This window comes from Ahniella affigens (assembly GCF_003015185.1).
Classification (GTDB): Bacteria; Pseudomonadota; Gammaproteobacteria; order Xanthomonadales; family Ahniellaceae; genus Ahniella; species Ahniella affigens.
In genome coordinates, this window is the sequence record NZ_CP027860.1 from 2080352 (window position 1) to 2092555 (window position 12204).

Consider the following 12204-nt stretch of genomic DNA (forward strand, 5'->3'; position numbering starts at 1 on the left):
CCAGCCCAGCGGGCTCCCCTCAGGCAGCTTGCGCAATCCGAGCGCTCAACGCATTCAGCGTCGGGTATTCCCACAGCAGGGTCGGTTCGACCTGCTGACTGGTCAGCTGGGAAATCTCTTCGATGAGTTGCAGAGAAATCGTCGAGTCGAGACCGTATGTGGACAGCGGCTGATCTGGATCAATCTCGTCCGGAATGGACTGCAAATATCGCCGGATGCGCGTGCTCAGCCAGGCTTGGACCTGCGCTTCGTCCTGGATATCGACCGGTTGGCTCGCCTCGTCAACGTCGGCTTCCGACATGGTGATGTCGTGAGTCGAGGCCGTCCAGGTCCCCAGTACGGGCAACCCCTGATTCAGATACAGGCGACGTGCTGCACTTCGCTGGATCTTGCCGCTCGATGTCTTGGGGATTCGGCCGGGTCGAATGAGTACGAGGCTGTAGAGTTGCAGTTCGAAGGCGTCCGAGAGCGCTGCCGATGCGGCGGACACGATGGCGTCGAGATTGAACCGGCTGCTCGCATCCCGAGTCAGCTCCTGGACAATGACCACGCGCTCCTGACCGGCCACGTCGATCGCAAACGCGGCGCCGGCGTCTTTGGCCAGTGCGGGATGGCAGTCTTGGACGACTTGCTCGATGTCGGTGGGGTAGTGGTTGCGTCCGCGCACGATCAAGAGTTCTTTGAGACGCCCGGTGATAAACAACTCACCTTGCGCGTCCAGGAACCCGATGTCTCCGGATCTCGCGAACTGGCGATCCGTGCCGTCGATTCGAGCGCGATAGATCTGGTCTGTGAGTTCGGGCTTGTGCAAATAGCCTTGGCAGACGCTGCCGCTGGAGACCCAGATCTCGCCGCACCGGTTGGCACCCAAAGGGAGCCCTGAATGCTGATCGACAATCTGGATCAGTTGGTCGCTGTTGGCGGCACCGCGACCGCAACCCACCAGCGCATGCGCATGGGGATGTTGCGGCGTGACCGCGACCACGCGGTGCTGTTCCAACTCGTGTTTGTCGAACCAGGCAATGACCGGTGCCGCATCTTTGCTGCCGCCGGTGATGACCAGTGTGGCTTCAGCCATGCCGTAGCACGGGTACATGGCGGTTGCTCGAAAGCCGTGTCGGGCGAAGCGCTGCTGAAACGCCTCAATGGTTGCGGCTCGAACCGGCTCGGCGCCGTTATAGGCAATCTGCCACGACGACAGGTCGAGACCTTCGATCTGAGCGTCATTGATTCGGTCGACGCAATATTGGTACGCAAAATTCGGCGCACCGCTTGCTGTCGCCTGGTACTTGGCGATCGCACGCAACCAGCATGCTGGGTTCTTGATGAACGCACTCGGCGACATCAGCCAGCACGGTGTGCCGAGATAAACGGACTGAAGGATATTACCGATCAGGCCCATGTCATGGTAATGCGGCAGCCAACTGACATGGCGAGACTGTTCATTGAGCGCGAAGAATCGGCGCTGTGCCTCGTGGTTATGTAGCAGATTGCCATGCGACACCATGACCCCTTTCGGGGCGCCGGTCGAGCCGGACGTGTACTGCAGGAACGCGAGGTCGTTACGCCCGATCTCGCTCCGAGTCCAAGCGTTGGCACGCGCGTCTTGCAGCGGATCAGTGTCGACAATCCGGTAGCGCTGATCTGAGGGGTCGCTCGCGTAGATGTCGGTGAGTTTCGGCAGGAGCGATGAGCAAGTCAAAATCACGTCGGTCTTGGCGTCCGCCATGATGGCGTCCAGGTTGCCCAGGGCGCGATTGATGCGCGGTGGCACCGCTGGTATGGCCACGACGCCTGCGAACATGCAAGCATAGAAGGCAACCACGAACTCAAGACCAGGCGGGTACAACAGCAAGGCCGCCTGGCCTGCCATACCGTCGGCCTGCAGCGCGCCTGCCACGGCCTTTGCGCGAGCGAGCAGTTCGGCAAACGTGACGCCGCCGGTGTCGACGGACCCATCCTTCAGAAACGTGAAGGCGAGTGCTTCAGGATGCGTCTGGGCGCGCTGCTCAAGCAGATCGACCGTGCTGGTCACGGTATCGAGGTCAACGCCATTGATGATGTTCATGATGCTCTCCAACAGGCTCTTAAGCGCAGCGCAGGACCGGTTTTCCGGCGGCGATCGTCGACTCGATCACTTCCGACAAGGCAGATGCCACCGGGTGCTGGTTGCCATGAATGAAGAAGTGATCGCCCTCAAACACCCGCGATGAAAAAGTGGTGGTGAGCTCGCGCCAAGCCGCAAGTTCGTCAAGATTGACGTGCGGATCGTCGGTTCCGCCGAACGCCACAATCGGGCAGGGCAGTGGTCCGCTCGCGCGGTATTCGTAGTCGTCAAACAAGCGGGCGTCGGCGCGGAGTCTTGGGAGCACCAACTCCATCAGTTCGCGGTTCTCAAGGACGCTTGCCGGCGTGCCTTTGTAATTGGCGATTTCTTGGATGAATTCTTCGTCAGGCAAACGCGAGAACGGCCGACGCCGCGAAGGCATTTGCGGTGCACGCTTGCCCGACACAATCAACGCACTCGGCAATGGCCTTGCCTGAGCGGCGAAATGACGGGTCAATTCAAACGCAATCAGCGCTCCGAGGCTATGACCGAAGAGCAGATAGGGTTTGTCGAGAACGTCACCGACGGCGCGGGCCACACCGTCCATGACTTCGGGCAACTGGGTCAATGGCGATTCATGAAAGCGACCCTCCCGGCCTGGGAGCTGGACGGACAAGATCTCAACGCTCGACGGCAGCGATCTTGCCAAGCTTGCAAAGGCGGATGCGCCGCCACCTGCATAGGCAAAGCAAAACAGACGAAGACGTGCACTAGGGTTGGACCGCGTCGGTACCAACCAGGGACTGGCTTTCATCTTGACTTACTCCAGAAAGAGGATGAGACCTAAGGAGGGTCTGAATCAGTCCGTCCTGGACTTTCAGACTCACGCTGCGGCCGGCGCGGGGCCGGTCTCAGCGTTGCCAAAGCAAGCACCTGCGTGCTTGTTTCGGGGCGGGCCGTCCTGGTCCCGCATTGCCTCTGAAACGGTTCAGCGGCTCCTTGAGCCGGCATGCGTTCGCATGCCTCGGGCGATCAGGCTTGCGCGACCGATTCCATGTGCTTTCGCAGGCTCAACGGACGCATGTCGGTCCAAACCTGAGCGATGAAATCCAAGCATTCCTGCTTCGTGCCCACTTTGCCGGCATCGCGCCAGCCCAAGGGGTTTTCGCGATCAGCGGGCCAGATCGAGTACTGTTCTTCGTGGTTGATCACGGCCTTGAAGATGGTGTTTTCGTTGTCAAACATGGTGGCTTACCGATGGGAGTTGAAGAAATTGCCTGCCGAAGCAAGGCTGGTTTGGGCGCTGGGCCCGGTGCTGACTTCGCGGGTGTCTGGCACGCTGCCGAAGTCTGGATTCAGAAGTCGCGCTCAGTGGCCTCCGAGCAGACCGTTGGCTTTGACCGACCGCACGTAGCGCCCGAAGAAGAACATGCTGACGACGAGGTAAGTGATTGCATTCAGTGCGGCCAGGACGATGTGCGTCTCCCCAAGCGGCTTGCCCGCGGTGGTGAGTTCGCGCAACGTGACGGCGCTTGGGACGACCGGCAAGAGCATTGAGAGGTTCAGGATTTCAGGCGACATGTTCTCGAATGGCGTCATCATCATGAACAGCAAGGGATACTGCGCGAGCATCAAGGTGCGACCGACTTGCTTGAAGCGGAGTGCAAACCCACCGGCAAAGAAGCCTAGGCTGATCGACGCAATGATGGTGGTGGCGACAGCCAGGATGGCTGAGGGCGGGAACTGGACCGACCGCCCGGTCAGCCACAGCAGCAACAGCAGCACACCGAACGTGAGGACGAGATTCTGCAACGACCCGGCGAGTGAGCGCGCGAGATAGATGCTGTCGATTCGGTAGGTCGACAGGAAGATGCTTTCGAGCGTGCCGCGCTGGGCTTCGCCGGTGATGTCGGTTGGAATCTGATTGAGACCGGCGATCACGATGATCCACGTGCCGTAGCCGATGATGATGCCATTCAAGCTATCGCCCACGCTGTCGACCCCGGTCATGTGCTGGGCGCCGATCAGCAAGCCGTAGAACAGCAGTGTCAAGATCAGCAGGCCACTGACGAACTCCAGCGGATACCGAAGCTGCAGACGCAGTACGCGCCAGAATTCGAGTAGAAATAGTCTAAGCATGAGCGGCGACCCCTTTCTGGGTCAGGGCAATGAAGATGCTGGTCAAATCACTCTGGTGACGACGTACCGAGTGGACCGGTGCAGGGCGAATGATCGAAAGTGCCTCGTATAGGCCAACGGGGTCGCAGGCGAGCTGCAAGCAATTCTCCCGATAAGTGACCGCGCCGATCGCCTCGAGCGCGCGCATGCGGCCATCATCAACCTGTTCGCTCAACTGAATCTCGTAGACGTTCTTGGCAAACTCGGCGAGCAAGTCAGCCATGCGCGCTTCTTTGATGATGCGGCCCGAAGACATGATGGCCACCCGATGGGCCAGAGCCTCGGCGACATCGAGCTGGTGGGTCGTCAACAGAATGCTGACGCCATCTGCGACCAAGTCTCTTATTAGGCGGGTGACTTCGATCGACGCGTGGGCATCAAGGCCGAGCGTGGGCTCATCCAGCACCAGCAAATTCGGCTCGTGCATCAGCGCTACGGCAATTGCGAGTTTCTGCTGCATGCCGCGCGAGAGGGATTGCACCTGGGCATCGCGTTTTGCGGCGAGGTCGAACCGGTCGAGCAGCGTGCGGGAACGCGCACGTGCGGAGGCGAAACTCATCCCTTTGAGCGCGCCGAAATAGATCAGGTTCTCGTGGCAAGTCATCCGCCAGTAAAGATTTCGGTTCCCTTCCAGAACCGTACCGATCTGAGCCAGCGCATGCCGATCCGTGAAGGGATCCATGCCGGCAATCCGAACGATTCCGGTGCTTGGCTCAAGCAGGCCGGAGATCATTTTGATTGTCGAGGTCTTGCCGGCGCCATTGGGCCCAAGAAATGCGTAGATTTCGCCACGCTGGATATGCAATGACACGTCATTGACAGCAAAAAACTGTGGGCGATTCGGCAGGGTGTACGACTTACGCAAATTCTCGGCTTCGAGAACGAATTCCGGCAACACTTTAACGAGCTCCTGGTGTCATTACGGTCGAGAAAACCTGAGGGCAGTTTGCCCTGTCACTTATGTGACATACGCTAATGTAAATGGAATCCCCGATTAATGACCTAGCTTAGAGGCGACGGGAGAATACCGAAACCCTATTGGAAATTCAACTGTGACGAAACATTTTGTGGTGATCAGTTCAGCTGCAGAGCATGATATTGAACGTGATTTTTGCGACTTTAATGTGTCGATTTCGAAGAATATTCAGGGATCTCAGAAAGATGCATTGTGTGTGTCGATTCAATTATCGAGAGTGCAACGTAACGTACTGATGTTTCGAGTTTGTTCCGAGCGAGCGGCCCGGTTAATACGCGTGCCGGTACTATCTGAATGCCCGGTATCTCATTGATAATGCGCGTGAAAACTACAATTGCCACTGATTTAACGGGAAGCCGCGATTGGTGCTGGAAATCGCCGAATTCAGCAAGTCGTTTTCGTTCAGGTGTATGACCAAAGCCGACGAATTATCCAATCTGTTTAGTTGACAAGTAGGCGCAGTCTCAATTATGTTGTCGGTCTTAACTGCGCACAAAGGTTACACTAATCTGACATTAAGTCGATAAATGCATTGCCTCGGATCAGGTTGTTGATTTGGCAGGTGATGTCAAGCGATTGTTCCAGTGTGTTGACGTAACGCGAATGGGCGCTTGGCGCCTCAGCGGCAAAAGGGAATTTGGCGACCGTGTCGCGCCACTCCGGGGTTTAAGTGCGCGGTTCGCAGCACCTGATCGACAGTATTTCGACGACTGGGATTCAATGGCTTTGCAAATCGCCAGCGCTTTTGGCGCATTGCAGTCACGGGTGCTCGATATGGCTCAAGCGGCGAATCGCGGGTCGAATTGACAGTCGGGGTTGCAAAGCCTGGGGTGACGCAGCCTGAACTCGACGGGAAATCGAGCGACTGAGTGGAAGATGGGTTTCTTGGGCCTTTTTGCGCCGGGAACTCGGACTGATGCAGAACGCTGTCAGTGCGCAAATGATCGATCGGCGTTGCACGGCATACCGCCGCGCTTGCCTCAACTCAAATTTGGTATTGCTTCACCATGATCAAAGATACAAGCACCACCGATATTGCGCGCCCAGTCAAGCAGTTTCGCAGCAAGCTTCCACTGTTGGCGTTGATTGGGGGCTCATTGGTGGTTGCAGCAGCGTTTGCCTACCCAACGTATCGGGATTGGAGTGACACGGACCGTAGCTATCCGATGGACCGAGTCAGAATTGCCGAAGTACAACGCGGTGCGTTTGAGCAGAGCGTGGCGGCTGATGGCAAGATTGTTGCCGAGATCAAGCCGACACTGTTCGCGCCGGCCGAGGGGGTGGTCACCCTCAGTGTCAAACCAGGCGACATGGTTCAGAAAGGCCAAGTCCTGGCAATCGTCGCGAATTCCGATTTGCAGACCCAACTCAAGCAGTCCGAGACTGCGTTGGTAAAGGCCGAGATCGAGCAGGCGCGGCGCGAACTCGAAACGCGGCAATTGGTTCTTGAAGGTGAACAGAATCGATCGGTGTCGCTGGTAAAGCTGGAGGCGGCTCGCCGCAATTTGGAGCGTTACAAGAAGGCGCTTCGCGACCAGACGGTCAGCCGCGAGAATTTCGAGAAAGTTCAAGATGAGTTGGAGATTGTCGAGCGCACCGATTCCAGTGTCGAGGCGTCAAACAAGTTGCTCGCTGAGCGCCTCGAGTTTGAACTGCGATCCAGAGAACTTGAGATCAAGCAGCAACGCGTACTGACGGAAGACTTCCGTCGGCAAGTCGACGAACTCACTGTACGCGCGCCGATCTCTGGGCAGATTGGTACGGTGCTGGTTGCGGACCAGGACTCGGTGACCCCCAATCAAGCCGTGATGACCGTGGTTGATCTGACTGCCTACGGTGTCCTGATTCAAGTCCCTGAAGGCTATGCGAAAGACCTGACGGTGGGCTTGGCGACGGTGATTACTTACGAAGGACGCCCATATCGCGGCGAGATCACCTCCATGTCTGCGGAAGTCATCGCTAATGCCATTGAAGCCCGTGCCAAGTTTGTTGAGAAGCCGGAAGGCGACCTGAAGCAGAACCAGCGCGTGTCGCTCAAGATCTTTTTTCGGACGATTGACGACACCGTCAAATTGGCTCGTGGTCCGTTTCTCGAGGCGGGCGGTGGCAAGGTCGCCTATGTGGTCGACGGCAACCAGGCCCGCGCCGTTCCGATCAGCCTTGGGGCGATCGGTACGTCAGAAGTCGAGGTCCTCAGTGGCCTGAAACCTGGCGACCGAGTCGTGATTTCGAACACCCAGGTCTTTGAGAACGCGAGCAAGGTACTGCTGCGCTAGTGCGCATTACCCCCTTCAGACCGTCCATTGCCATCAGCTCGAACCAACCGCATCACGCATCAGGAGTATTCCGTGCTAGTCATGTCGCAAATCGTCAAGTCCTATGTCACCTCGACCGTCGAAACGCGCGCGCTTTCGTCTATCGACCTGCACGTGGCGGAGGGAGAGTTCGTCGCGTTGACCGGCCCGTCTGGTTCCGGCAAGACGACCTTGCTGAATGTTGCAGGCCTACTGGAATCGCCCGACTCGGGTACCTACACGCTGAACGGCAAAGACGTCAGCAGTCTGAACGATCGGCAACGCTCGCAATGCCGCAGCGAACTCATCGGCTTCATATTTCAGGGATTCAACCTACTGCCCGATCTATCTGTCATCGACAATATCGAACTGCCGCTGCGGATTCGTGGCATGAAGGCAAGCGAACGTCGGGCACAATCGACCAAGGCATTGGCAACGGTGGGTTTGTCGAACCGGGCTCAGCATTTTCCGGCCCAGCTGTCCGGCGGCCAGCAGCAACGTGTGGCGATTGCGCGAGCGATTGCAGGTGAACCCAAGCTGATTCTTGCCGACGAACCAACGGGCAATCTTGATTCCGGCATGTCCGAGCAGATCATGGGTCTGCTCCACGAGATCAACCAGAGCGGAACGACCATCATGATGGTGACGCACGATGTCGAGCATGCCAAGAAGGCGGCCCGCCGGGTTGTCATTCGTGACGGGAAATTGCAAGAGGATCTGAGTAAATCCGACAACGCCAGTGCCGCGAGCAAGCGGCCGGCAGCGGCCGCACCACGATCGAATGCCGCAGTCGAGTTGGCTTAGGAGTCGGCTCATGTTTGGTTTTCTGTTGAGTTCGGCGCTGAATAGCATTCGGCGAACCCCGATCCTGTCATTGCTGGCCGCTGCGACAGTGGCGGTGGGAATCGGTGTATCGATTCCGATGATGACGGTCTTTCACCATATGAACGCCAATCCGGTTCCGGACCGGGGTGACCGACTGTTTCGGGTCAGCCTCGACAACTGGAATGCCGAGCGTCCGTTCCGTGAGCCCAATGATCCGCCCTCAGTCTTGACGCTGCAGGATGTCAAGAACTTGGCCAGTGCGACGCAGCCGGTGGCCCGTGCCGGGATGTTCGCGGCAGAAGCGGTGATCAAGCCCGAAGGGCAGGGCGCGCGTCCGTTCAAGTTGGCGGCGCGAGTCACCGAGAGCGGCTTCTTCGAGATGTTCGATCCGCCGTTTCTCGCGGGTAGCGGCTGGGACGCCCGTGCCGATGCGAATCAGGAATCCGTTGTCGTGATTGGCGCTGGTTTGAGTCAGAAATTGTTCGGTACCACGGATAGTGTCGGACGCCAGGTAACCGTCAGTGGCCGCCCATTGACCGTGGTCGGCGTGCTCGCGCCTTGGGAGCTCACGCCCGTTTTTTACGACATGCAGAACCCGTTCGCGGAGGTCGAGGAGATCTTCGTGCCGATGTCGTTGATGTTCCAACTGAACTTGGTGCCAACGTTTTGGCGCTCGCCGCTCGTCCTACCGAGTGCGCTGAGCTACGCCAACTTCGAGCAGCTTTTCACGACAACCGAGATTGTGTTTGCCCAATACTGGGTCGAACTCCCGGATCGTGCGTCGGCAGACGCTTATCGGACGTGGCTCGATGAGTATGTCGTCGCCCAGAAAGCGCTAGGTCGCTTTCCGCGCCCCATCAACAACCGCTTGGATGATGTGGGGGCGTGGCTCGATTACACGATGAAAGATTCCCGTGACGCTGGCGGTGTCGCGGCGCTGATTGTAGTGACGCTGCTGTTCTACGCCGTGTGTCTCTTCAATACAGTCAATTTGCTGTTGACGAAATTCGTCCGGGGTCAGAGCCGGGTGAGTTTGATGCGCGCGTTGGGCGCGGCACAGTCGGACATCTTCGTGCAGTATTTGATCGAAGTGTGCCTGATCGCCATCGTCGGCGGTCTGGCCGGCGTCGCTATCGGGCTGGTTGGACTGGATATCTCGCGCAGCATGTTCGAACACAGTTCTGCGCTGGCAGTTGGAAGCGTCAACAGCGGCGACGGCAGCGGATTCTGGCAGATGGATCTACCCATGGCCGTGACGGCAGTGCTGTTGGCGCTCGTTGGTGGCGCGGCCGCCGGCATCTACCCGGCGCTGAAAGCTTGTCGTGTATCACCAGCAATCGGCCTGAAGACGCAATAGGATCAACATGAACGAGCTCCCAGTCATACTTCGCGCACTGTTGCGCAATCGCAGTTCGGCGCTTCTTACGGTCTTTCAGGTCGCGCTGACGCTTGCGGTGCTGGTCAATGTGTTCGCTGCCAGTGATGGCTATCGCGCCGCGATTGCCCAACCTATGGGGATCCCCGAGTCAGAGCTTCTGGCACTGACGAACGAGTGGTTCGACAGTGAAGGTCAGGCGCCCGCAACAGGCGCCGAAGCGCTTCATCGTGATCGCATCCTGCGCGACATGGACCTGCTGAAGCAAATTCCGGGGGTGCGTGAGGTCAGCGTGACCAACGGCTTTCCGCTCAGCGACGCAGCGCCGGTGCGGGCAGTTCGCCTGGAGCGCGACAGCGAGACGGCCCTGTCTGGCACTTTCTATATCGGCGATCGTTCGTTTCTCAAGACGCTCGGCCTGGAACTGGTGAGTGGACGCGATTTCTCGGATGCCGAGATTCAGTGGAGCTCGGATCCCAATCTGAGTGAAGGCGCGCCCGTGGTGATCATCGCCCAAGCGCTCTCGGACAAGCTCTTCCCAGACGGCAACGCGCTCAATCAACAGATCACAATCGGCGATCGACTGCTCACGATCGTTGGCGTCGTCAAGCGCTTGCCTGGTCTGCATCCGCTTTGGAGCAACGTCGAGATGTCGATGATTGTGCCAGGCGTGCGCGCGCAACCGATGTCGCGGTATCTGCTCCGCGTCGACCCCATGCAGTTGGATGAGGTGGCGATGCTGGCAGAGCAGCGGCTCTATGAGGCCAATCCGGAATCGATGATTACGGTCGAGGGGCTTGTCGAAATCAAGAAGCGCACGTTGAGTGTCGCGATGTCCACCGTCACCGTGCTGACGGCTGTCTGTGTGCTGTTGCTGTTGGTCACCGCACTTGGTTGCTACGGGCAGACGACGTTCACGGTCGCGAAGCGCACGCGGGAGATTGGCGTTCGCCGCGCGATCGGTTCTACCAAGACTCAAGTCGTGACCAACTTTCTGATCGAAAATTGGCTGATGACCACCGCAGGCTTGATCGTCGGCGTGCTGTTGACCTACATGTTGAACATCGTCCTGGTTCAAGGCCTTGGCGCTGCCAAAGTCGATTTTTCAATGATCGCGCCGGGAATCGTGTTCCTGTGGGTCCTGGGCCTCTTTGCCGCCTTCCTGCCTTCGCTCCGCGCCAGTCGCGTGCCGCCAGCGCTCGCAACGCGGTCGGCTTGATTGGGATTGAGACTTCGGGACACGCCTATGCAAACCGCTTCCGCCAGAACGACCGAGTCCATGGTCTTTGACCCGCTCTCCAAGCGCTTCAAGGACAATCCGTACCCCGTTTTGCGACTCCTCCGCGAGCACGATCCGATCCATCGTTCTGGCTATGGATTGCTCATCGCGACACGCTACGACGATGTTCTGCAAATCATCAAGGACAAGCGCTTCAAGCGCGACTTCGATGCCGGCACCATCTCGATGTATGGCGAGGCTGGATTGCAGGACTATTCGACGCAGGTGATCAGGCATTGGATTGTCAATCACAATCCGCCTGAACATACGCGATTGCGAAAACACATGGTCCGGGCGATCAGCAGTGCGCGCATGCTTCGGATGGAGCAGCCGATCCGGCGCTTCTGCGACGTGTTGATCGACCGCGTGGCGCAGAGTCAGCAAATTGATTTGGTCGCCGATTACACGTTTCCGTTGACGGCGCTGGTGATCTGCGAAATGTTGGGGATTCCCGAAGGCGAGCGCTCGATGTTTGTCGAGAACTCGATCGTGCCGGATCCGGGTTTGCTCGACATCGTCCCGGTGAATCCGGCGACCATGGCTTCTGCGACGAAGAAGATTCGCGTGATCATTCAGTACTTCGAGGAGTTGTGCGAACGAAAGCGCAAGGCGCCAACAGACGACTTCACCAGTGACTTGGTTCGGTTCCAGGCCGACGATCCGGAGTTGACGCTGGACTGCATCACCGCGCACATGTTTTTCATGTTCTTTGCCGGTCACCAGAGTACTCAGAACCTGATTTCGAATGCGCTCTATGCGCTGTATTCGCATCCGGATCAGTTGCAGGTGCTGCGGGCCAATCCCGCCCTGATCGACAATGCGGTCGAGGAACTGATTCGTTTTGACACGTCAGTTCAGACGGCACACGTGCACTACGCGATGGAGGACGTCTTAGTTGGCGAGACGATGATTCGTCAGGGCGAGCTGGTGCTGCCGCTGTTTGGCGCCGCGAATCGCGATCCGGTGCGCTACCAGAATCCTGAGATTCTCGACCTGCAACGGCCGGCGCCCACGCACCTCACGTTTGGCGGGGGCGCGCACTACTGCATTGGTGCCCGCCTGGCAACGATGGAGCTGAAGGGCGCGATCGAGGCGCTTGAACGCAGGCTCCCGACGTTGCGCTTGCGGAGGACGCCGCCGAACTGGTTGTCGACATACACCTTGCGTGGATTGAAGACACTGCCGGCAGAATGGTGAAGGCGGCGTGGGGCAGAGATGTGGTTGACGAGG

Annotated in this window: 10 protein-coding genes; 5 read left to right on the plus strand and 5 right to left on the minus strand. The window is 58.3% G+C overall.

Going from position 1 to position 12204, the window contains the following annotated elements; genetic code table 11:
- Positions 1-19 precede the first annotated feature (19 nt).
- The 5 genes from C7S18_RS08025 to C7S18_RS08045 form a co-directional block, all read right to left on the minus strand.
- Positions 20-2068 carry an AMP-binding protein gene (locus C7S18_RS08025; RefSeq protein WP_106891065.1) on the minus strand — a complete coding sequence of 683 codons (2049 nt, stop codon included), beginning with the start codon at positions 2066-2068 and terminating at the stop codon, positions 20-22.
- A gap of 19 nt (positions 2069-2087) precedes the next feature.
- Entirely contained in the window at positions 2088-2861 is a 774-nt protein-coding gene (locus C7S18_RS08030; RefSeq protein WP_106891066.1) for a thioesterase II family protein, read from the minus strand.
- A gap of 218 nt (positions 2862-3079) precedes the next feature.
- Positions 3080-3292 (minus strand): MbtH family protein, encoded by a 213-nt coding sequence (locus tag C7S18_RS08035; protein WP_106891067.1) that lies wholly within the window; start codon positions 3290-3292, stop codon positions 3080-3082.
- A gap of 123 nt (positions 3293-3415) precedes the next feature.
- Positions 3416-4186 carry an ABC transporter permease gene (locus tag C7S18_RS08040; RefSeq protein WP_106891068.1) on the minus strand — a complete coding sequence of 257 codons (771 nt, stop codon included), beginning with the start codon at positions 4184-4186 and terminating at the stop codon, positions 3416-3418.
- Positions 4179-5123, minus strand: coding sequence for an ABC transporter ATP-binding protein (locus tag C7S18_RS08045; RefSeq protein WP_106891069.1), 945 nt, complete (start codon positions 5121-5123; stop codon positions 4179-4181). The genes C7S18_RS08040 and C7S18_RS08045 overlap by 8 nt, the downstream gene beginning before the upstream one ends.
- Positions 5124-6208: 1085 nt before the next feature.
- Here C7S18_RS08045 and C7S18_RS08055 point away from each other — a divergent pair.
- The 5 genes from C7S18_RS08055 to C7S18_RS08075 all read left to right on the plus strand — a co-directional run bounded on the left by C7S18_RS08055 (position 6209) and on the right by C7S18_RS08075 (position 12171).
- Complete coding sequence (locus C7S18_RS08055) at positions 6209-7477, plus strand: efflux RND transporter periplasmic adaptor subunit (protein ID WP_106891071.1); 1269 nt, start codon at positions 6209-6211, stop codon at positions 7475-7477.
- Between the two features lie 72 nt (positions 7478-7549).
- A complete protein-coding gene (locus C7S18_RS08060; protein ID WP_106893967.1) occupies positions 7550-8299 on the plus strand; it encodes an ABC transporter ATP-binding protein in 750 nt (249 codons plus the stop codon).
- 10 nt (positions 8300-8309) lie between these two features.
- Complete coding sequence (locus C7S18_RS08065; RefSeq protein ID WP_170113171.1) at positions 8310-9677, plus strand: ABC transporter permease; 1368 nt, start codon at positions 8310-8312, stop codon at positions 9675-9677.
- Positions 9678-9684: 7 nt separating this feature from the next.
- Positions 9685-10914, plus strand: a complete 1230-nt coding sequence (locus tag C7S18_RS08070) for an ABC transporter permease (RefSeq protein ID WP_106891073.1) — start codon at positions 9685-9687, stop codon at positions 10912-10914.
- 27 nt (positions 10915-10941) lie between these two features.
- Positions 10942-12171: a cytochrome P450 gene (locus C7S18_RS08075; protein WP_106891074.1), complete on the plus strand. Its 1230-nt coding sequence runs from the start codon at positions 10942-10944 to the stop codon at positions 12169-12171.
- Positions 12172-12204: the final 33 nt, after the last annotated feature.

Bases quoted from the DNA above. Each gene is read 5' to 3' on its own strand.
- C7S18_RS08025 (WP_106891065.1), bottom strand. From the start codon at position 2,068: ATGAACATCATCAATGGCGTTGACCTCGATACCGTGACCAGCACGGTC.
- C7S18_RS08030 (WP_106891066.1), bottom strand. From the start codon at position 2,861: ATGAAAGCCAGTCCCTGGTTGGTACCGACGCGGTCCAACCCTAGTGCA.
- C7S18_RS08035 (WP_106891067.1), bottom strand. From the start codon at position 3,292: ATGTTTGACAACGAAAACACCATCTTCAAGGCCGTGATCAACCACGAA.
- C7S18_RS08040 (WP_106891068.1), bottom strand. From the start codon at position 4,186: ATGCTTAGACTATTTCTACTCGAATTCTGGCGCGTACTGCGTCTGCAG.
- C7S18_RS08055 (WP_106891071.1), top strand. From the start codon at position 6,209: ATGATCAAAGATACAAGCACCACCGATATTGCGCGCCCAGTCAAGCAG.
- C7S18_RS08065 (WP_170113171.1), top strand. From the start codon at position 8,310: ATGTTTGGTTTTCTGTTGAGTTCGGCGCTGAATAGCATTCGGCGAACC.
- C7S18_RS08070 (WP_106891073.1), top strand. From the start codon at position 9,685: ATGAACGAGCTCCCAGTCATACTTCGCGCACTGTTGCGCAATCGCAGT.
- C7S18_RS08075 (WP_106891074.1), top strand. From the start codon at position 10,942: ATGCAAACCGCTTCCGCCAGAACGACCGAGTCCATGGTCTTTGACCCG.